Raw genomic sequence first — 20,476 nt, 5'->3', positions numbered from 1 at the left:
CAAATTTGGCAGGATTGGAAGATAATAATTGACAATTTTTGTTGTTTACTACGTATGATCCTCTAAATTTAGAAGCAAAATAAAGGATCGGTCACACTGAAATATGAACGGAGATTTGGTAGAAAAAGTAATCACCCTTGACAATGTATCGCTCATCGACTTTTTGGGAGTTGAAAACAACAACATCAAAGAGGTAGCAGCCGCCTTTCCGATGAGTAAGATTATATCCCGCGGGAACGAAATCCGAATTAAAGGGACAACCCCGGAGATTACGCGAATTACCGACATTCTGGACTCGCTGATCGAGCATTACCAGAAGTACGGTAAACTCACCCACGAGAACGTTCGCAGCTTTCTCAAAAACAATGAGCGCGAGCCGGTTGCGCTTCCCCAAACCGATGAAAACGTGCTGGTGTACGGCACCAAAGGGGTCATTGTCCGGGCCAAAACCGCTAATCAGCAACGGCTGGTAGATGTATCCGAGAAATACGATCTGGTCTTCGCAGTAGGTCCCGCCGGAACCGGAAAAACGTATACCGCCGTGGCTATTGCCGTGCGCGCGCTGAAAAACAAGGAAGTACGGAAAATCATCATCACCCGCCCGGCCGTGGAAGCGGGCGAGAACCTGGGTTTTTTGCCCGGCGATCTGAAAGAGAAAATCGATCCGTATCTCCGCCCGATCTACGACGCGCTGGACGATATGATTCCCGCCGAAAAACTGAAACTCTACATCGAAAGCCGCACGATTGAAATCGCTCCGCTGGCGTATATGCGGGGACGAACCCTCAACCACGCGTTTATTTTGCTGGACGAAGCGCAGAATACAACGCCGATGCAGATGAAGATGTTTCTGACGCGGATGGGACCGAGCTCTAAAGCGATCATCACCGGCGACCGTTCCCAGATCGACTTACCCAAAAACCAGCGATCCGGGCTGATTGAAGCCGTTGAACTGCTGAAAGATATCAAAGGGATCGGCTTTGTAGAATTGGATGGCAGCGATGTGGTGCGTCACCGGTTGGTTAAAGAAATCATCTCCGCGTATGAACGGGCTGAAAAATAGGCAACTTTTTGCTGCGCTGGGACTCATTCTCAGCATCGGTCTAACGGAGTTACGGGCACAAACGCCCGTAACTCCGCAACGCTGTGGCATCGATGTGCGTGAAGAAACCTTACAACGGCGGGATGCACAGCGATTAACAAAACGCCTGAAGCTCAACGAAAGGATTGAAGATCTCATTCGGCAGCGAACCGAGGAACCCGCAAAAGCGCGGGTGGGAGAGGTTGTTTACCGGATTCCGGTGGTGGTGCATGTGGTGCATACCAATTCGTCCGGTTTTGTGGGCGGGGCCAACAACTCCAACATTTCCGATGAACAGATTGCTTCCCAGATCCGGGTGTTAAACGAAGATTACCGCCGGATGGTCGACACCCGGGGCTTCAACACCAACCCGATTGGAGCCGATACCGGCATTGAATTTTTTCTGGCCCGCACCGACCCCGACGGGCTTCAAACCACCGGGATTACCCGGCATTACACCCAAAAAACGAGCTTTAACATCTACGACGGTTCCAGCGGTGACGACCTTCAGTTGTCCCAGATTACCTATTGGCCCAGTGATCAATACCTGAATATCTGGGTAACGACCCTTCGAAACGATTACCTGGGGTACGCCCAGTTTCCGGAAGCGGACGGCATCGACGGGTTGTCGTCCCTGGAAAATGAATTGACGGACGGCGTCATCATCGATTACCGGTATTTTGGGAGTGACATCGGTGCCGTTACCAGTTCCACCTACCGGTATGGGCGGACTACCACGCACGAAGTAGGCCACTGGCTGGGATTGATTCATACTTGGGGTGATGCGGTTTGCGGAACGGATTACTGCAACGATACGCCCCCGACCGAAAGTGCCAACCAGACGACGGGCTGCGCCGAGCGGTTTTCGACCTGCAACGGCACCCGCACCCGCAACCAGATCGAAAATTACCTCGATTACACGCCCGATGCCTGCATGAATTTGTTCACGCAGGACCAGCGAACCCGGATGCGGGCGGTAATCGAAGCCAGCCCCCGGCGTCAACGCGTGGTCCGGTCGGCAGACCCGCTGCCCCAAACCGAATCGCTGACGGTGAATGTGTTTCCAAATCCCGCCCAGAAACAATCGACGCTGGAAGTGCTGTTCACCGGTTTTCAATCGTTTCAGGTCGACATTACTGATTTGTCGGGGCGGATCGTCCGGACCCAGAATTATACCGATTACCCCAGTTCTTCCATCAGCCTGCCATTGGATGCCTTGGCCCGGGGTGTTTATTTTGTAAAAGTACACACTGATAAAGAAACGGCGTCCAAAAGGTTGCTAATTCGTTAAATAACGGTTTACGGTTTTCTGTTTACAGGCTTCGGTGCGGTTCCTCGCAGGGATTGACGCTTGTCTCTTCGTTATTCAATATTCGGTATTTATGATTCGATATTGTAAGAATGCGTCAGCCGCCGAGAACCATAAACGGAATACCGTCAACCGACTAACTTTCCTGCCGTATGATTGAAGTGATTCAGGTTGTCCGTCCGGCTGAAATGCAACAAGTATATGCCATTCGAGAGGCTGTATTTGTGAAAGAGCAACACGTTCGGGCGGAAGATGAGTATGATGAATTTGAAACGAGCAGCCGCCATTTTCTGGCTTTCTGCGACGGTACGCCCTGCGGAGCCGCCCGCTGGCGCACGACGTCTAACGGTGTAAAGCTGGAGCGATTTGCCGTTCTGGCTTCGTTTCGGGGCAAAGGCGTCGGCCAGGCGTTGGTCCGGACGGTTCTCGACGATGTACTGAGTCAGCAGCCGGAACCCATCGAGTCGATTTACCTGAATGCCCAACTCACCGCCATGCCGCTGTACGCTAAGTTTGGGTTTAAAGCCGTTGGCCCGATGTTCGAAGAATGCGGCATTCAGCATTACAAAATGGTGCTGCCCGCTTCGTCCTTTCCGGCCTGATGTTGCGCTGGAACGCCTTTCCGTTCGTTCGCTACGTCGTGGCGCTGATGAGCGGAATAATCGCCTGTCTCTTTTTTCCGGATTCGCTCCGGCTCGTCACCGGTTTGCTCATGCTCTGTTTGCTGAGTTTGGTGATGCTGTTTTTCGTGAGAGACAAACCGTATGCCGTCCTCAAAGGCATGGCTGGCTGGCTGGCCCTGAGTGCCCTGGGCTGGCTGGTGACTTCGTTGCACACCCCGCTGAACGACCCTGCGAATCTGGTTCACCTCCGCCATCCTATTCGGGCGTATGAAGCCGTGGTGGGCTCACAGGCCGAAAACCGCACCAAAACCTTTCGCCTGGAACTGGACGTACGGAAGGTTCTGACCGACCGCACCTGGCAACCGGCAACCGGACGTCTCATCGTCTACATCGATAAAACCGTGGCTCAAAAACCGCGCTACGGCGATGTCTGGCTGGTTCGGGGCGCACACCGGACGATTGACCCGCCCCTAAACCCCGGCGAGTTTAACTACCAACGGCACCTGGCCAACCGGGGAATCTACCACCAGCAGTATCTTCGTCCGAAGGATCGAGTGATGTTGGGTTATCATCCCTCAAATCAGTTGGCTGCACAAGCATATAAAATGAATGAATGGGCCGACAGCGTTTTTACCAGCCATCTGGGGGGCGGCCCGGAATTTGCCATTGTGAAAGCGATGATTTTGGGCGTTCGCGACGGCATCGACCCCGAACTTCAGCAAGCCTATTCGGCAGCTGGAGCCGTGCATGTCCTGTCCGTTTCGGGGCTACACGTAGGAGTTTTGTTTGCTGCGGTCAGCTTTGTGCTGGGTTTTTTGAAGCGACGAAAGGGCGGGAAGTACGTCTTCGCGGTCATCATGCTGGGTTTGCTCTGGTTTTACGCCTTGATGACTGGTTTTTCCGCCCCGGTTTTGCGGTCGGCGTTTATGTTTACCTTGCTGCTCATCGGTCAAACCCTGGGACGTGTCAATAGCCCCCTGAATACGCTGGCGGCATCCGCTTTTCTGATTTTACTGCTTGATCCCTATGCGTTGACGACAGCGGGTTTTCAATTGTCGTACCTGGCCGTTGGTGGCCTGACTCTCTGGTACGAAAGCCTGTACCAGAGCCTGACATTTCGATTCTGGCTAATTGATAAGCTATGGAAAGTGACGGCCATGTCGCTGGTGGCGCAAGTGATTACCTTTCCGCTGGGCGTGTATTATTTCCACCAGTTTCCCACCTACTTCTGGTTAGCCAATCCGCTGGTGATTCCGGTTTCGTCCCTGGTTTTGATTCTGGCAATGGGGTTACTGGTCGTGGGCTGGATTCCGTATCTGGGTTTGCTGGTCGGAAAAGCACTGTTTGCCTCGATGTGGTTCCTGAATCAGTGTATCCTCCGGACGGAGTGGCTACCGTATTCCAGCCTGAAGCCGCTCATGGCCAGCGGGTTTGAACTGGTACTTTTGTATTCCATCATTCTGTTCGGAGCGGCTTTTCTGTTGTTCCGGGAAAAACGATTCGGCTGGTGGCTGGCCATCAGTGCGGCTTTGCTGACCGGGTCGGTTGGCATGACGACACTCCAGCGAAAAAAGCAGCGGCTGTTGCTGGTTCATTTCGTTCCGCATCAGTCGGCGATCAGTTTCGTAGAGGGCAACAGGGCGGTTTTGCTGAGCCGGGATTCGCTGTCGGACAAAAGCCGGGAAGTGACGTTTTATATCCGGAATACCTGGGACAGCCTGGGCGTCGACCGAATTACGTATGCGCACCCGGGGCAAACGAACCCCGGAGTGCCGCTGTTTCAGAACCGGGCCATCACGCTGGTGCACTGGCAGGGAAAAAGTGTGCTGATCATCAATCGGTTGCCTGCCCGGAAAGGCTGGCGATTGCCTGCCGTGATCGATTACGTCGTCATCAGCCGGAATGCGCTGCAATCGTGGAGCCAACTGAAAGGTCGGGTGGCCGCCCGGCATTTGATTTTCGACGATTCCAACAAAACCCCGCTGACGGACCGGTTGCTGTCGGACGCCCGAAAAATGGGCATTCCGTGTCATTCAGTCCGTCAGCAAGGCGCGTATCTGGCGACCTTTTAAGAGTTATTTCAACGAAAACCCTGAGATTATTGACTCCGGAGGGGGCGATTTGCTAGTAACATTACGTGCCGCTGGCACTTACAAGCTGTTCGAGTTACCCGAGGAGAGCCCTGGAAGGGCGGTCTGTCAATAGTCAATAGCATCCATCAGCTCGTGGTAGCTCCGGAGGAGCGGTCCGAAGATGTTTTTAGACCGCTCCTCCGGAGCTACCACGAGCTGATGGATGCTATTGACTATTGACAGGAAAGGCCTCCGGCCTTCACTCAAACAACTTCTTAAACAATTGTTAGGCATCATCATCTCATAGTTCGCGTTATTTCAGCACTTTGCGAATAAAATACCGGTTGCCCAGCCGGATGGTGACCAGATAGAATCCTTTGGGCAATGACTGCACCTGAAGCGTCTGGTTGTGGCTTTTTTCGGTTTTGTTCCCACTCTGGCTGAGCCATTGTTTTCCGCTCAGGTCGGCCACTTCGATGTCAATGATCCCGGTTTCGGCGGTTTCAAATGCGATGGTCAACTGATTGACCACGGGATTCGGGAACAAACGAACTGCGGTCGTTTGCTCTCCCAGGCTGACGGCCAGGATTTTTGAATACGCCATTGTTCCATCCGTATCGATCTGTTTCAGACGGTAGTAATAGGTTTCCGACCTGGCGCCCAAATCGGTGTACCGGTAGATTTTCCGGCCATTTTGCGTTCCAAACGGATCGATGACCTCGCCACTGACGGGTGAAAAATCAAGAGCGTTCAAGGATCGTTCAATGATAAAAAACCGGTGATTCAACTCGCTGGTCGTTTGCCACTCCAGCCGAACCCCGGTTTCCAGCGGCTGGGCGCGGAAGTAGGCATAGGTGACGGGCATGGCGGTGGTGCAATCCGTGCAATTGGTGGACACTGTGGCCGAACCCAAATTGGAGGGGGTATAGGTGCCGGGGAGACAGACCAGCACATCCGGGGAGGTGGTCAGGGGATTGTTCAGAAAGGTTTGCCCGTTCTGGGGTTGAGCAATCGACAGGCAGCCTTTGGATGTCTGGGCGGTGGTACGATTGGTTCCATTATTCTGGAAATACTGGGTGTGGATCTGGCCCATATTGGCCAGGCAAATGCTGCCGCTGCTGTTGACCCGCGTCAGATTCGTTACATTGACCGTTCCCCCATCGACCACCAGACTGCTGTTGATGTCCAGCGAGGTCATGTTCAAGACCCCTCCGTTTTCAACGATGACCCGAACGTTGTTAAAACTGGTATTGGAGGGGTTGGAAAGGGTGCCCTGCACCCTAATATCCCCCGAGTTGGAGTTGAGATTGGAGAGGCTTCCGGAATTGTAAATCAAGGTGCCTCCGTTCAGGTTGGAATTGGTGAGAGAACCGCCACTCATGCAGACAACAGCTCCGCTTGGAATGGTCAGGTTCGAAATGGCGGTGGTAATGCAGTACGTACCGCTGGCCAGTGTTTGATTACCGGTGGTTAAGGCTACACAGCCCGAGCAGGAGGGAGCTGGGGGCGCACATTGTGTAAAGCCGGATTTTGGTAAAAATGTAACCAATAAAACGAAAAAGTAAATGATTGTTTTCACGGGAAAGTCTTGATTAATAGATCGATCCCAAAAGTAAAACGGTTTGCATAGACAAGCAAACTATAGTGACTTTTTCTTAAGTAATTCCTGCAAACTGCTTGAGGAATCAGCGTGAAGCAACCGATCACTGAGCCGTCCAGCCGCCGTCGATGGGCAGAGCCGCCCCGGTTAAGGTACGCGCACTTTCGGATGCCAGAAACAGGCAAAGCGCGGCAATGGATTCGGCAGGAATGAACTGTTTGAGAGCTTGTTTGGCCAGCAATACCTTTTCGATCACGTCTTTCTCCGAAAGCTGGTGCGTTCGGGCCTGGTCGGCAATCTGCTTGTCTACGAGGGCGGTTTTGACGTAGCCGGGGCAGATGGCGTTGGCGGTGATGCCGCAGGAAGCCCCTTCGAGGGCGATGGTTTTGGTAAAGCCAATCAACCCGTGTTTGGCCGCGACATAAGCACTTTTGTATTCGGATGCCACCAGACCGTGGGCCGACGCGATGTTGATGATCCGGCCGAATTGCTGCTGTTTCATGAATGGCCAGACGGCTTTCGTCAGGTGAAAGGCCGACGTCAGGTTCACACCGAGAATGGCATCCCATCGGTCTTCCGGAAACGCGTCGATCGGTGAGACGTACTGAATCCCGGCGTTGTTGACCAGAACATCGATTCCTCCAAATTTTTCCCCGGCCCGGCTGACCATCGCCCGCAGGGCGGCCGGGTCCAGCATGTTGGCCGGATCAAAGATCGCGTCGATGCGGTGGGTTGACGCCAGGTTTTCCGCCAATTGGGGTCCGTTGGCTTCCAACCCGTTTAGAATCAGGTTGTAGCCCTGCTGGGCAAAGGCTGTGGCAATGGAAAGGCCAATGCCGCTGGTGCTTCCGGTAATCAGAACGGTTCTTTTTTGCATCATTTCAGGATGAATTAGCACCCAAAGCTACAACAGGGCGGGAATAGTTTGGTCACCGAAAGGCGGTTTTCCGGGCTGAATGTGTGCTTCGGCCCGGAAAACCGCTTACTTTTGTGAAACCATTTGTTTACGTATTCATTACCAACCCGATGTAGTATGGCCTCTTTCGATATTGTCAGTAAAGTTGATTTGCAAACGTTAGATAATGCTATCAATGTCGCTATCAAGGAGATAGCGAACCGGTATGACTTGCGGAACAGCAAAACCAGCGTGGAACTCAATAAGAAGGATTTCACGGTGAAGATCGATACCGACAACGACATGAGCCTGAAATCGGTGGAGGATATTCTGCTGACGCGCGTGATCAAACAAGGGGTCGATGGGCGGAGTCTGGACTTTACGGCCGAGCCCCACCAGTCGGGAAACCGCCTGCGGCACGAACTCAAAGTCCGGCAGGGGCTCGACAAAGACCAGCAACGCAAAATCCTGAAACTGATCAAGGAAAGCTTTCCGAAACTGACCGCGCAGGCTATGGATGATCAGGTGCGGGTGAGCAGCAAAAAAATCGACGATCTGCAGGCCGTCATCGGCATGTTGCGCCGGGCAGAGCTGGAAATATCTTTGCAATTTGTGAACATGAAAAGCTAAACTTTTTTGCTGCACACTGCGTTCGTCAGGTATGGAAAAACAGGAAAAAATCCGTAAAGCCTATACCGACTATGTGCTTGAAAACGGAACCCCACCACCGAGCGTTTTTCAATTTGCGAAGAAGCTGAAAATTTCAGAAGCGGACTTCTATGAGGAGTACACTTCGTTCGAGTCGATTGAAGCGGATGTCTGGCTGGCCTTTTTCAAACAGGCTCAGCAAACCGTCGAAGGCGACCCGATTTATCAGACGTATTCGGTCCGCGAAAAGCTCCTCGCGTTCTATTATACGTGGGTGGAGGTGTTGAAAGCCCAGCGCAGTTTTGTGGTGTTCAGCTACCACCAACTGCGCCCGTCCACCACCAATCTGTCGCCCATGGCCAAAGCCCGGATGGGAAAACCGTCGGCCCGGGTCTTGCAACTCTTCAAGGATGCCTACTACGACTACGCTCGGGATTTGCTGGCGGAAGGCCGGGAAAGCAAGGAGGTCGAACCCCGGCCTTTCCTGTCCGACCGCTACGCCGACGGGCTGTGGACCCAAACCCTGTTCATCCTGCATTTCTGGGTCAATGACGTCAGCAAGAATTTTGAAAAAACCGATACCGCCATCGAAAAATCGGTCAATACCGCCTTCGATCTGATCGGCCGCTCCCCGCTGGATTCGTTGTTCGACCTGGCGAAGTTCATCTATCAAAATAAATGATGAATGATGGATGATGAACGATGGTTGAATATGACAAACCATTCATCGTTCATCATTCATAATCCATCATTCCCAACATGAAAACGCAAAACCATATCCCGACCACCAAAGTTGCCCGGGCCAGCCAGTTTGTGAAAGCGGGTGTGAAAGTCGGCGGGAATTATTTGAAGCATTACGGGAAAAAGTTGCTCGACCCCAGCCTGACGAAGGAGGAACTGCATCAGGACAATGCGACGGATATTTACAATGCCCTGAGTGAACTGAAAGGCAGTGCGCTGAAAATGGCGCAGATGCTAAGCATGGACCGCAACATCCTGCCGCGGGCCTACGTCGATCAGTTTGCCATGTCGCAGTATTCGGCACCGCCCTTGTCAGGGCCGCTGGTGGTCAAGATGTTCCGAACGTATTTCGGGAAATCGCCCCAGCAGATTTACGACCGGTTCGAGATGGAAGCGGTCAATGCGGCTTCCATCGGGCAGGTGCATCTGGCCTGGAAAGACGACCGGAAACTGGCGGTAAAGGTGCAGTATCCGGGCGTAGCCGACAGCGTCAGTTCCGATTTGCGAATTGCCAAACCGCTGGCGATCCGGCTGCTGAACCTGAACGAGAAGGACATCAACCGGTACATGGGGGAGGTGGAGTCCAAATTGCTGGAAGAGACTGATTATGAACTCGAACTGAAACGCTCGATGTACATTTCGGAGCAATGTTCGTCGATTCCGAACCTCGTTTTTCCGAAATACTACTCCGATCTGTCGAGCAAGCGCATTCTGACGATGGACTGGCTGGACGGTTTTCACATGAAGGACTTTCTGAAAACCAATCCGTCGCAGGAAATCCGGGACCGCATCGGGCAGGCGTTGTGGGATTTTTACAATTTCCAGATTCACGACCTCAAGCAGGTACACGCCGATCCGCACCCCGGTAACTTCCTGATGCGCGCCGACGGCACGATGGGCGTCATCGACTTCGGCTGTGTGAAAGTCATTTCCGAGTTCTTTTACGACAATTACTTCCGGCTGATCAACTTCGACATGCTCGACGACGAGGAAGCCACCCTGGAAACCTTCCGCAACCTGGAGTTTATCGTTCCCGAAGATTCGCCGAAAGAGCAGGCCTTTTTTGTCGATCTGTTTAAGAAAATGATCGTTTTGCTCGGAAAACCGTTTGAGAAACAGACCTTTGATTTTGGGGATAATTCCTATTTCGACACCGTGTATGCGTTTGCTGAAGAACTGGCCCAGGTTGAAGAACTGAAAAACTCGAAAGTGGCCCGTGGCTCGCAGCACGGTTTGTACATCAACCGGACGTATTTTGGTCTGTATTCGATGCTTAATGAACTCAAAGCCAGCGTTATTACGCACAAGCCGGATTGGCTGGTTTCCAAAAAACTGCGACTGGAAATGGAAAATGCGGCTTGACAAGCGGGTAAATAGTTTTAAGTTTATGGCTGAAACCATTGGCAATGGTCAATTGACCATCGTCAATTGACCATTGACCATAACCTGAGATGGATGAGCAAGCCCCGGTTTGACGATATTTTCATGGAACTGGCCGTCAATCTTTCGAAGCGGTCGCACTGCATCAAAGCGCAGGTGGGCGCGGTGTTGACGAAAGAGACCCGGATTATTTCCATTGGCTACAACGGTCCACCGTCGGGGACGCACAATTGCGACGAAGAATTTCCGGAGGTGGGTTGTCCGCGTGACTCCAAAGGAAGTTGCTCCCTGGCGCTTCATGCCGAGCAAAATGCGATTCTGTACGCGGCCAAAAACGGCGCGGTGATCGAAGGCGCAACCATCTACGTAACGCTGTCGCCCTGCATCGCCTGTGCACGGATTATCTTTAGTATGAAAATTGCCAAGGTGGTTTTTCTGCATTCCTACGCGCAGTACAAAGGCATTCCGACCGACGAGGGTGTCGAGTTTTTGCGTAAATTCGGTGTAGAAACCGTCCAATACCAGCCCACGGCGGGGTTTGAAACTGTGCTTGCGCAGGGCGACCCCCATCTGTAGGCGGTCTGATCGATGAATATATTAGCACATGCGTACCTTTCCGGTGATGATGAGGGGCTGTTGATCGGCAATTTTATCGCGGACTTCATCAAGGGAAATCCCGGTCATCCCCGGCATGGGTTATCGGTGGCGGTGCAGCGCGGCATCTGGCTCCACCGCCAGATCGATCAGTTTACCGATCATCATCCCCTGGTGGAGGAAATGCGGATTCTGGTTCGGCCCCGCTGCCACAAATACGCCGGAGCAGCCATCGATGTGTTTCTGGATCATTTTCTGGCGATTCACTTCACGCAAATTTCCGGCCGCCCGCTAACCGAATTTGTGCCGGCCTTCTACCAGTTTCTGAAAAATCACCGGACTCAACTGCCCGATGCCGCCTGGCGCATGGCCGGTTACATGATGCAGCATGACTGGCTGACGAATTACCAGTTTCTGGAAGGCATCGACCGCAGCCTGAAAGGAATGGCCCGGCGTACGGCATTTCCGTCGAATCTGGATACTGCCATTGAAGATTTGAACGATAATTACGCTAGTTTTGAGGAATACTTCCACCGGTTTTTCCCTGAACTGCAACAGCATGTGCGTGATTTTCAGGGGATGAACCCGCCGGTTTTGTGATCGTTTCCTTTCTTGTTTTATTACGTATATAGTACACCGTTATGACCCCGGCTATTGACCAGATTCTGAAAGACGTTCGGAAGAAGAACTTTGCTCCCCTGTATTTGCTGCACGGTGACGAAACGTATTTCGTGGATCTGATTGCGGATGAAATCGAAAAAGTAGCGGTTCCCGAGCACGAAAAGGGCTTCAATCAGTTTACGGTTTTCGGCAAAGACACCCAGGTGGGAGCGGTGATCAACCTGGCCCGGCGCTATCCGTTCATGGCCGACCGGCAGTTGGTGCTGGTGAAAGAAGCCCAGCAGATGGGCGGTTTGAATGAAAAAGCCAGCCAGTCGTTGCTGGAAGACTACGCCAAAGCACCGCTGGCTTCCACGATCCTGGTTTTGTGCCATACCGGCCCCTACGACGAACGCAAGGCCCTCGCCAAAGCCATCGGCCAGAAAGGCGTTCTGCTGAATTCCAAAAAACTGTACGACAACAAAGTGCCGGACTGGATTGGAGACTATTGCCGCCAGCAGAACGTAAAAATCAGCCTGAAGGCCATCCAGATGCTGTTCGATTACATTGGCAACGACCTGAAACGGCTGGCCAGTGAAATCGACAAAATCATGATCAACCTGAAAGTCGGCGAAGAAATCAGCGCCGACACGGTGGAGCGGCTCGTCGGCATCAGCAAGGAATACAACGTCTTTGAACTGCAAAAAGCCCTCACATTGCGGGATGTGCTGAAAGCCAACCGGATTGCCGATTATTTCGGCCGGAATCCGAAAGACAATCCGTTGCCGCCGATGCTGATCATTCTGTACCAGTTTTTTACGAAGGTGTTGATGGTACAGGCCTCCCGCGACCAATCCGAAAAAACCTTATCGACCTTATTGGGCGTTCACACTTTTTTTGTGAAGGATTACCTGCAAACGGCCCGGGCCTACCCGCTGTGGAAAGTCGCCGGGATCATCCACTCCATCCGGCAGGCCGATGCCTTGTCGAAAGGCATCGACGCGCCATCCCTGAACGAAGGCGCTATTTTGAAGCAATTGGTCTACGAGATTCTGCATTGACCTTCCGCCCAGCCTCGGCTTTGCCCCCAACCCCCTGAAGGCCGGGCGGCCGGTGCCGGGCTAACAAAAACCGGATCTAGAAGCCCCCTTCAGGGGGGGGGGCAAAACCGAGGGAGCAAAAACGCAAAAAACCGCCTGATCGGGCGGTTTTGCTTGTCGTAGCGGGGACGAGAGTTGAACTCGTGACCTCAGGGTTATGAATCCTGTGCTCTAACCAACTGAGCTACCCCGCCAGATTTTTCGTGCCACAAAAGTAAGAAAAAAAACATCTACTCCAACAAACCTTTTTGAGTCTCGTGTTAAAATTCTGCTAACTTTGCCACATTACCTATTAAAAATCACTGATATGGAAAACTATAAATTTATTGCGGAATACGAGCTGCGGGCATCTCCAAAGGTCCTTTTTCCCTATATCAGTACGGCTTCGGGCCTCTCTCAGTGGTTTGCATCGAAAGTGAACGTCCGGCCGGATCATCAGTTTGATTTTTACTGGGACAACGAGAGCCATCCTGCCAAACAGGTTTCCATGCGGCAAAATAAAAGCGTCCGATTCGAGTTTTTGAACGGCAACGGCACCGCAACCGACGAACATACCTACATCGACTTCCGGGTCGATGTCAGTGAACTGACCCAGTCTACTTTTTTACGCATCACCGACTACTCTTCCAACACCGACCCCGACGAACTTAAATCCCTTTGGAACAGTTTAATCGATAAGTTAAAAGAAATCGTGGGAAGTTGATTGCCAATGAAAAAAATTGACAAGCTCATACTGAAGTCATTTTGGGGCCCGTTCGTATTGACGCTTTGTGTAGTCGTGTTTATCTTTCTGATGCGTCTGATGATGTTTTACATCGACCAGTTTGTATCGAAAGACGTTGAATTGCAGGTTTTTGCCAAGATCCTCTTCTATTTCAGCCTCATTACCATTCCCATTGCCCTTCCACTGGCGGTACTGCTATCGTCCCTGATGACCTACGGGAACCTCGGTGAATTTTTTGAACTGACGGCTTTGAAAAGCGCCGGCATTTCCCTGACCCGGGCCATGCGCCCCCTGCTGATCGTCGCCACCGGCATTGCTATTTTCTCGTTCTGGTTCAACAACAAAGTCGCGCCCTGGGCGAACCTCAAAGGCTACAGTTTGCTGTGGGATATCAAATCGTCGAAGGCCACGCTGAGCATCAAAGAAGGGATTTTTTACAACGATTTGCCCGGTTACAGCATCAAAGCGGATAAAAAAGACGGCGAAACGCTGCGCGGCATGGTGATTTACAAACACCAGGAAAACGGCATGGAAACCGGAAACCGCGAAATTATTCTGGCGGATTCGGGGCGTATGTTCACCACGCCCGACAAGCAATACCTGATTTTTGAGCTATATAACGGCAACGACTACACCGAATACACGGATAACACCAGTAGCGTGTCCTACGCCAGCAACGGTTCGCCCAATCAACTGGCCAAGTTTCTGCGGAACGGTTTTCAGCACTATAAACTGCGGATCAGCCTGGATTCGTACGGGTTGAAACGGACGGACGAACAGCAGTTCGAATACCACGAGTACATGAAAAATCTGTCGGAGCTGGCCACGCTGACCGATTCCTTGAAGAAGGAACTGAAGGCCAGTCTGGCTGGCACGGCGACGACTTCCCGGCAATACTACAGTTACCAGTTCAAGCAGCCGCAACCCGTCATCGTTACCAACCCCAACACGCCGGTGCCGCCCGCGGTGAAGGCCGGCAAGTGGATCGATTCGCTGCTGGCGCGACCCGTGGAGGCCCGAATTCAGGGCGAAACCAACGAAATGGCCCTGTCGCAGGCCCGCAACATGCTTTCCTACGCCGAATCCAACCAGACCTATCTGAAAGAGAAAGGCAAAACCGTCAACCGGTATGAACTTGAGAGCCACCACAAGTTCACCCAGGCCATTTCGTGTTTCATCATGTTTTTGATTGGCGCCCCGCTGGGAGCGATTATTAAGAAAGGCGGGTTTGGGATTCCGGTGCTGGTGTCGATAATCTTTTTCATTCTGCTGTATGTGTTGACCCTGACGGGGGATAAATACGCTAAAGACGGGTTGATCTGGGTACCGGCCGGGGCCTGGATGGCGAATGCGATTTTGCTACCGGTCGGACTATACCTCATGAAACAGGCCCGAAACGATTCCCGGCTGTTTGACAAAGATGTCTACGTCATCGCCTTTGAGCGGCTGAAAAAGCGGTATCTCAACTGGCGCACGAGCCGTCGGGAAACCCGGGTGGCCTGAAATATTCTGCGCCGGTTTTCCTTCAGATAAGAAATAAAGTCGTACTTTTGCGTTTCATTCATTTTTTTCATTACTATTAGCTATCTGACGATGTATTTAAATACCGAGAAAAAGCAAGAAATCTTTGCTGCTCAGGGGTTCAACAGAACTGCGGAAGACTCTGGGTCGGCTGAATCTCAGATTGCACTGTTCACATTCCGGATTAACCACCTGACAGAGCATCTGAAAAAGCACAAACACGATTATGGCACCCGGCTTGGCCTGCTGAAACTGGTAGGAAAGCGCCGTCGGTTGCTGGATTATCTGATTAAAAAAGATATTAGTCGTTACCGGGCCATCATTGTCGAATTAGGTCTCCGGAAGTAATTCCTTCTTTGCATCAGGGAACCCCTCAAACCGGTTCCCTGATTTCATGTTTTACGTTTCCTATTTACGCTGTTTTTTAGATTTTTTTACGTTCGGATGGTCCGACGAAGCGGTCTGCGAGTAAGTTTAGTATAGTTGCGGTCTTTCAGTAGAAACAATCGGTTTATAAAGCGGCAGTCGTGTGTATTATTCCTTAAAGTATGTCACAAATCATCACGCAATCCATTAACCTTCCAGACGGACGTACCATCACCATCGAAACGGGCAAACTGGCCCGTCAGGCCGATGGTGCCGTAGTCGTTCGGTTGGGCGATACCATGTTGCTGGCAACAGTGGTCTCGAATAAAGAAGGAAAAGAAGGCGCAGATTTTCTGCCCCTTTCCGTTGATTACCAGGAAAAATTCGCGGCTTCCGGCCGCATTCCGGGTAGTTTTCAGCGCCGGGAAGGCCGGTTGGGCGATCACGAAGTATTGATCAGCCGCCTGGTTGACCGCGCCCTGCGCCCCATCTTCCCCGAAGATTATCATGCCGACACCCAGGTCATGATCACGTTGATTTCGGCGGATGCCGAAGTTCTGCCGGATGCCCTGGCGGCTTTGGCGGCATCGTCCGCCCTGGCGGTTTCGGACATTCCCTTCAACGGGCCGATTTCCGAAGTGCGGGTGGCTAAAATCGACGGCGCTTATCAGATTAACCCCAAAACCTCCGATCTGGAACGGGCAACGCTCGACCTGATCGTGGCCGCTACGGCGAAAGACGTTTGTATGGTCGAAGGCCAGATGAACGAGTGTTCGGAAGAAGAAGTGGTCGAGGCCATCAAAGCCGCTCACGAAGTCATCAAGTTGCAGTGTGCCGCTCAGAAAGAACTGGAAGCCGCCGTTGGCAAACAGGAGAAGCGGGTCTACAGCCACGAAACGCACGACGAAGAACTCCGTCAGTTGGTACACCAGCAGTGCTACGACAAAGTGTATGCGGTGGCCCTGCAGGCAAATAAAAATAAGAAAGTTCGCAGCGAATCGTTCAAAGCGGTTTTCGACGAATTCAAGAATATTCTTTTCCCGGATGGCGACGTCGATGGCTTTAAACTGTCACTGGCGAAAACCTATTTTCACGATGTCCAGTGGGAAGCCTCCCGCCGGTTGGTGCTCGATGAGCGCTATCGCCTGGACGGACGGAAGCTGGACGAAATCCGCCAGATCACGACCGAAGTCGATTACCTGCCTTCGGCCCACGGTTCAGCGGTGTTCACCCGCGGTGAAACCCAGTCGCTGACCACGGTGACGCTCGGTACGAAAATGGACGAGCAGATCGTCGATCAGGCCATGCTGCAAGGTTATTCCAAATTCCTGTTGCATTACAACTTCCCGGGCTTCTCGACGGGTGAAGTGAAACCGAACCGGGGTGCCGGTCGCCGGGAAATCGGTCACGGAAACCTGGCGCACCGCGCGTTGAAGAAAGTATTGCCTCCCGAAGCCGACAATCCGTATACAATCCGGATCGTTTCCGACATTCTGGAATCGAACGGTTCGTCATCGATGGCCACGGTGTGTGCCGGAACGCTGGCGCTGATGGATGCCGGGGTGAAAATCAAAGCTCCGGTGGCCGGGATTGCGATGGGATTGATCACGGACAATGCTGGTAAATACGCCGTTTTGTCCGACATCCTGGGCGACGAAGATCACCTGGGTGATATGGACTTCAAGGTAACGGGTACCGAAGCCGGTATTACCGCCTGCCAGATGGATATTAAAGTCGACGGTTTGTCGTATGAAGTACTGACGGAAGCTCTGCATCAGGCCAAAGCCGGTCGTCTGCACATTCTGGGCGAAATGAACAAGTCGTTGACGGCGCCACGTCCGGAACTGAAACCCCACGCTCCGCGCGCGATTACCATCAAGATCGACCGCGAGTTTATTGGTGCCGTAATCGGGCCAGGCGGTAAAGTGGTACAGGAAATTCAGAAAGAATCCGGTACGACGATTGTCATCGAAGAAAAAGACAATGCCGGGTATGTTAACATCTTCTCGACCAACCAGGTCGGCATGGACAAAGCGGTTTCCCGGATTCGGGGCATCGTCACCGTTCCGGAAGTGGGCGAGATTTATGATGGAAAAGTAAAAACCATCATGCCGTTCGGCGCGTTCGTTGAATTCCTGCCGGGCAAAGATGGGTTATTGCACATTTCCGAGATCAAGTGGGATCGTCTGGAAACCATGGATGGCGTACTCGAAGTGGGTGAAGAGGTACGGGTGAAGTTGATTGAAGTCGACAAAAAAACCGGAAAATACCGTCTCTCGCGGAAAATACTACTGCCCAGGCCCGTGAACAAAAATCCAGCCTGATTTGTTACATTTCAGTGTACAGAATCAGTTTATGATTTCGTTACCAATTGGACTTGCGTAGGCGGTCAGCCGATGAAGTAGTATTAAAACCGGACTGCCGGAAGGCAGTATTCCGTACATGAGACAGCTAAAGATTTCAAAACAGATTACCAACCGCGAGAGCCAATCGCTTGATAAGTATTTGCAGGAGATTGGTAAAGTGGATTTATTAACGCCCGACGAAGAAGTTCAGTTGGCCCAGAAAATCCGGGAAGGCGACCAGTTGTCGCTGGAACGGCTGACCAAAGCCAACCTCCGGTTCGTTGTATCCGTAGCAAAACAGTATCAAAACCAGGGTTTGTCATTGGGTGACCTGATCAATGAGGGAAACCTCGGTCTGATCAAAGCCGCCCAGCGTTTTGATGAAACCCGGGGGTTCAAATTTATCTCGTACGCCGTTTGGTGGATTCGCCAGTCGATTCTGCAGGCATTGGCCGAACAGTCCCGGATTGTTCGTCTGCCGCTGAACCGGGTGGGATCGCTCAACAAGATTTCCAAGACGTTCTCCGACCTGGAGCAGAAATTCGAACGCGAACCGTCACCGGAAGAACTGGCCGCCGTGCTGGAGATTTCGGCGGCCGAAGTGGTCGACACCCTGAAAATTTCGGGTCGTCACGTGTCCATGGATGCGCCGTTTGTGCAGGGCGAAGAAAACAGTTTGCTCGACGTACTCGAAAACGATGGCGAAGACAAACCGGATTCGGGACTGATCAACGACTCCTTGCGGAAAGAAGTACAACGCGCCCTGTCGACGCTGACCCAACGGGAAGCCGATGTCATCACGCTCTATTTCGGTCTGAATGGTGAACACGCCATGACGCTCGAAGAAATCGGGGAGAAATTTAACCTGACCCGGGAGCGCGTTCGGCAAATCAAGGAAAAAGCCATCCGCCGTCTGCGGCATACGTCCCGTTCCAAAGCGTTGAAAACGTATTTGGGGTAGACGAATTGTAAGAATACGCCGAGATCGTAAAGAAAAAGCCGGGAATGCAGAGATACTTTGCGGACTCGGCTTTTTTTTGCGATCTCATTTTACCAACCCCTCGATTGTTGTGGCTATTCATCAGCACGTACTGAATCTCGTTGAATTGTGTGTTCGCAAGGGCATCCGGCAGGCCATCATTTCGCCCGGTTCCCGCAGCGCACCCATCACCCTGGCCCTGGCGCGTCATCCGGAAATGACCACCCGCGCCGTGGCCGACGAACGTTCCGCCGGTTTTATTGCCCTGGGCCTGGCGCAGCAACTTCGTCAGCCGGTGATTCTGGTCTGTACATCCGGCAGTGCGGTCTATAACCTGGCCCCCGCCGTGGCCGAAGCCTACTTTCAGGAAATACCGCTGTTGATCCTGACCGCCGACCGGCCCAAAGAATGGACGCACCAGCAGGACGGTCAAACGATTTACCAGACCGACATTTTTGGGAAACACGTCAAACAGGCCTTCGAACTGCCCGCCGATTTTGTCCACCCCGATGCCCGCTGGTTTGCCGAACGGGCGACGAACGAAGCCGTCGATCTGGCGTGGGCGGAACCGCGCGGTCCGGTACACATCAACATTCCGTTGCGCGAACCGCTGTATCCGGTTGGGGACGAAACCTTTCAGTACCAAGCCGTTCGGGTGATTGAACAGGTGATGGCGGCTTCGGCTTTGTCGTCGGAAACCTGGCACCGGTTGCAGGAGGAGTGGGAAACCGCCGAGCGGAAACTGATTGCCGTCGGACAGGGGCCGCACGATCCGGCCTTGCTGGCGATTCTGAAAAAGATCAGCGAAGAATGGCGGATTCCGGTGGTGGGCGATGTGATTTCGAATCTGCCACGCAATGGAGAGTTCATTACGCAGCAGGATATTTTTTTGAGTTCGGCCAACGACGAATTGAAACACGACCTCGTGCCGGATTTGTTGATCACCTGCGGCCAGTCGTTCCTTTCGAAACAGCTCAAACTCTTCCTGCGCAATCACCAACCCGGGGCACACTGGCAGATTCAGCCGCACCACCGCCTGGCCGATCCGTTTCAGTCGCTGACGCGGCTGATCCCGTATGAACCGACGGATTTTTTTGAGAAACTGTTTTCAGATATTGATTACCAGCGGTTTGTGAGTAATGATGACGAAGATTCCGACGACAATTTTCAGGAACAGTGGCAAACCCTGGATCGGAAAGCGACGCGCCTGCTGAATCAATTCCTGAACGACGAGACGGTTTTTCACGAATGGGCGGTTATTCAGCGAATTCTGGATGAACTACCCGCGGACAGCCAGCTTCACGTGGCCAATAGCATGCCGGTGCGCTACGCCAATTTCTGCGGATTACCTGAAAATCAGCGGGTGGAGGTATTTGCCAATCGAGGCACCAGCGGCATCGACGGTTGTTTGAGTACGGCAGTGGGTGCGGCTTTGGCGACGGATCAACTCGTGACGGCCCTGATTGGTGATGTCGCCTTTTTTTACGACCGGAATGGCCTGTGGAACAACCTGGTTCCGGCCAATTTGCGCGTTATTGTGCTCAACAACCACGGCGGCAACATTTTCCGGATCATCGACGGGCCGTCCAAACAGCCGGAACTCAGTGCGTATTTTGAAACGAGCCAACCGCTCTCGGCGGAAAATACGGCCAAAGAGGCCGGTCTGGCGTATGCGAACGTATCCTCGTATGATGATTTAAAAACCGCCCTGGCTGATTTTTTTTCGAAGGGTGATCGAGGTAAATTGCTGGAAATTGAAACGGACCGGTATGTCAACGCTGAACAATTTCAGCGGTATAAACAACTGGTTCAGGAAACCTTTTTAGATCGACAAAACCGTTAAAACGGTTTCCTAACTCTATATTCCGATTTTCTCTAAACCCACGGTTGGAAACCGT

18 protein-coding genes and 1 tRNA gene are annotated in these 20,476 nt (G+C 52.5%); 16 read left to right on the top strand and 3 right to left on the bottom strand.

Going from position 1 to position 20,476, the window contains the following annotated elements:
• Positions 1-115 precede the first annotated feature (115 nt).
• From F0P93_RS02320 to F0P93_RS02305, 4 genes are all read left to right on the top strand, one after another.
• On the top strand, positions 116-1,063 hold the full coding sequence (locus F0P93_RS02320) for a PhoH family protein (protein ID WP_150875831.1): 948 nt from the start codon (positions 116-118) through the stop codon (positions 1,061-1,063).
• Complete coding sequence (locus F0P93_RS02315; protein WP_225309339.1) at positions 1,044-2,372, top strand: M43 family zinc metalloprotease; 1,329 nt, start codon at positions 1,044-1,046, stop codon at positions 2,370-2,372. The genes F0P93_RS02320 and F0P93_RS02315 overlap by 20 nt, the downstream gene beginning before the upstream one ends.
• A gap of 170 nt (positions 2,373-2,542) precedes the next feature.
• Positions 2,543-2,992: a GNAT family N-acetyltransferase gene (locus F0P93_RS02310; protein WP_150874755.1), complete on the top strand. Its 450-nt coding sequence runs from the start codon at positions 2,543-2,545 to the stop codon at positions 2,990-2,992.
• A complete protein-coding gene (locus tag F0P93_RS02305) occupies positions 2,938-5,085 on the top strand; it encodes a ComEC/Rec2 family competence protein (RefSeq protein WP_225309338.1) in 2,148 nt (715 codons plus the stop codon). The genes F0P93_RS02310 and F0P93_RS02305 overlap by 55 nt, the downstream gene beginning before the upstream one ends.
• 313 nt (positions 5,086-5,398) lie before the next feature.
• On the opposite strand, the gene F0P93_RS02300 is transcribed toward F0P93_RS02305, so the two are convergent.
• On the bottom strand, positions 5,399-6,664 hold the full coding sequence (locus F0P93_RS02300) for a T9SS type A sorting domain-containing protein (RefSeq protein WP_150874753.1): 1,266 nt from the start codon (positions 6,662-6,664) through the stop codon (positions 5,399-5,401).
• 124 nt (positions 6,665-6,788) lie between these two features.
• On the bottom strand, positions 6,789-7,565 hold the full coding sequence (locus tag F0P93_RS02295; RefSeq protein WP_150874752.1) for a 3-hydroxybutyrate dehydrogenase: 777 nt from the start codon (positions 7,563-7,565) through the stop codon (positions 6,789-6,791).
• 153 nt (positions 7,566-7,718) lie between these two features.
• Between F0P93_RS02295 and F0P93_RS02290 the strand changes: the two genes are divergently transcribed.
• The 6 genes from F0P93_RS02290 (at position 7,719) to holA (ending at position 12,604) form a co-directional block, all read left to right on the top strand.
• Entirely contained in the window at positions 7,719-8,210 is a 492-nt protein-coding gene (locus F0P93_RS02290) for a YajQ family cyclic di-GMP-binding protein (protein WP_150874751.1), read from the top strand.
• Between the two features lie 31 nt (positions 8,211-8,241).
• Complete coding sequence (locus F0P93_RS02285; protein ID WP_150874750.1) at positions 8,242-8,910, top strand: TetR family transcriptional regulator C-terminal domain-containing protein; 669 nt, start codon at positions 8,242-8,244, stop codon at positions 8,908-8,910.
• Positions 8,911-8,987: 77 nt separating this feature from the next.
• The gene (locus F0P93_RS02280) at positions 8,988-10,331 is read left to right on the top strand and encodes an ABC1 kinase family protein (protein ID WP_150874749.1); all 1,344 of its coding nucleotides are present in this window, start codon (positions 8,988-8,990) and stop codon (positions 10,329-10,331) included.
• Positions 10,332-10,424: 93 nt separating this feature from the next.
• The gene (locus tag F0P93_RS02275; protein ID WP_114406598.1) at positions 10,425-10,925 is read left to right on the top strand and encodes a deoxycytidylate deaminase; all 501 of its coding nucleotides are present in this window, start codon (positions 10,425-10,427) and stop codon (positions 10,923-10,925) included.
• Positions 10,926-10,937: 12 nt separating this feature from the next.
• Positions 10,938-11,543 (top strand): acyl carrier protein phosphodiesterase, encoded by a 606-nt coding sequence (locus F0P93_RS02270; protein ID WP_150874748.1) that lies wholly within the window; start codon positions 10,938-10,940, stop codon positions 11,541-11,543.
• A gap of 41 nt (positions 11,544-11,584) precedes the next feature.
• Positions 11,585-12,604, top strand: a complete 1,020-nt coding sequence (gene holA / locus F0P93_RS02265; RefSeq protein WP_150874747.1) for a DNA polymerase III subunit delta — start codon at positions 11,585-11,587, stop codon at positions 12,602-12,604.
• A gap of 159 nt (positions 12,605-12,763) precedes the next feature.
• Here the strand turns inward: holA and F0P93_RS02260 are convergent.
• A tRNA-Met gene (locus F0P93_RS02260) sits at positions 12,764-12,837 on the bottom strand.
• 113 nt (positions 12,838-12,950) lie between these two features.
• Here F0P93_RS02260 and F0P93_RS02255 point away from each other — a divergent pair.
• The 6 genes from F0P93_RS02255 to menD all read left to right on the top strand — a co-directional run bounded on the left by F0P93_RS02255 (position 12,951) and on the right by menD (position 20,421).
• Positions 12,951-13,346, top strand: coding sequence for an START-like domain-containing protein (locus F0P93_RS02255; protein ID WP_150874746.1), 396 nt, complete (start codon positions 12,951-12,953; stop codon positions 13,344-13,346).
• A 6-nt stretch (positions 13,347-13,352) separates the two neighbouring features.
• On the top strand, positions 13,353-14,870 hold the full coding sequence (locus F0P93_RS02250; protein ID WP_150874745.1) for an LptF/LptG family permease: 1,518 nt from the start codon (positions 13,353-13,355) through the stop codon (positions 14,868-14,870).
• A gap of 90 nt (positions 14,871-14,960) precedes the next feature.
• Entirely contained in the window at positions 14,961-15,236 is a 276-nt protein-coding gene (gene rpsO / locus F0P93_RS02245; RefSeq protein WP_114406728.1) for a 30S ribosomal protein S15, read from the top strand.
• Between the two features lie 200 nt (positions 15,237-15,436).
• Positions 15,437-17,578, top strand: coding sequence for a polyribonucleotide nucleotidyltransferase (gene pnp, locus F0P93_RS02240; RefSeq protein ID WP_114406603.1), 2,142 nt, complete (start codon positions 15,437-15,439; stop codon positions 17,576-17,578).
• A gap of 118 nt (positions 17,579-17,696) precedes the next feature.
• A complete protein-coding gene (locus F0P93_RS02235) occupies positions 17,697-18,560 on the top strand; it encodes a sigma-70 family RNA polymerase sigma factor (protein ID WP_038118528.1) in 864 nt (287 codons plus the stop codon).
• Between the two features lie 109 nt (positions 18,561-18,669).
• Positions 18,670-20,421, top strand: coding sequence for a 2-succinyl-5-enolpyruvyl-6-hydroxy-3-cyclohexene-1-carboxylic-acid synthase (gene menD / locus F0P93_RS02230; RefSeq protein WP_150874744.1), 1,752 nt, complete (start codon positions 18,670-18,672; stop codon positions 20,419-20,421).
• Positions 20,422-20,476 lie beyond the last annotated feature (55 nt).

It is taken from the genome of Larkinella humicola (genome assembly GCF_008727875.1).
Taxonomy (GTDB): domain Bacteria; phylum Bacteroidota; class Bacteroidia; order Cytophagales; family Spirosomataceae; genus Larkinella; species Larkinella humicola.
The sequence above is the reverse complement of the archived record's forward strand: the minus strand, read 5'-3'. Positions and strand labels throughout refer to the sequence as shown.

Excerpts from the sequence above, each read along its gene's own strand:
- F0P93_RS02315 (WP_225309339.1), top strand. The coding sequence starts at position 1,044 with ATGAACGGGCTGAAAAATAGGCAACTTTTTGCTGCGCTGGGACTCATT.
- F0P93_RS02310 (WP_150874755.1), top strand. The coding sequence starts at position 2,543 with ATGATTGAAGTGATTCAGGTTGTCCGTCCGGCTGAAATGCAACAAGTA.
- F0P93_RS02305 (WP_225309338.1), top strand. The coding sequence starts at position 2,938 with ATGCGGCATTCAGCATTACAAAATGGTGCTGCCCGCTTCGTCCTTTCC.
- F0P93_RS02295 (WP_150874752.1), bottom strand. The coding sequence starts at position 7,565 with ATGATGCAAAAAAGAACCGTTCTGATTACCGGAAGCACCAGCGGCATT.
- F0P93_RS02290 (WP_150874751.1), top strand. The coding sequence starts at position 7,719 with ATGGCCTCTTTCGATATTGTCAGTAAAGTTGATTTGCAAACGTTAGAT.
- F0P93_RS02285 (WP_150874750.1), top strand. The coding sequence starts at position 8,242 with ATGGAAAAACAGGAAAAAATCCGTAAAGCCTATACCGACTATGTGCTT.
- F0P93_RS02280 (WP_150874749.1), top strand. The coding sequence starts at position 8,988 with ATGAAAACGCAAAACCATATCCCGACCACCAAAGTTGCCCGGGCCAGC.
- F0P93_RS02275 (WP_114406598.1), top strand. The coding sequence starts at position 10,425 with ATGAGCAAGCCCCGGTTTGACGATATTTTCATGGAACTGGCCGTCAAT.
- F0P93_RS02270 (WP_150874748.1), top strand. The coding sequence starts at position 10,938 with ATGAATATATTAGCACATGCGTACCTTTCCGGTGATGATGAGGGGCTG.
- holA (WP_150874747.1), top strand. The coding sequence starts at position 11,585 with ATGACCCCGGCTATTGACCAGATTCTGAAAGACGTTCGGAAGAAGAAC.
- F0P93_RS02255 (WP_150874746.1), top strand. The coding sequence starts at position 12,951 with ATGGAAAACTATAAATTTATTGCGGAATACGAGCTGCGGGCATCTCCA.
- F0P93_RS02250 (WP_150874745.1), top strand. The coding sequence starts at position 13,353 with ATGAAAAAAATTGACAAGCTCATACTGAAGTCATTTTGGGGCCCGTTC.
- rpsO (WP_114406728.1), top strand. The coding sequence starts at position 14,961 with ATGTATTTAAATACCGAGAAAAAGCAAGAAATCTTTGCTGCTCAGGGG.
- pnp (WP_114406603.1), top strand. The coding sequence starts at position 15,437 with ATGTCACAAATCATCACGCAATCCATTAACCTTCCAGACGGACGTACC.
- F0P93_RS02235 (WP_038118528.1), top strand. The coding sequence starts at position 17,697 with ATGAGACAGCTAAAGATTTCAAAACAGATTACCAACCGCGAGAGCCAA.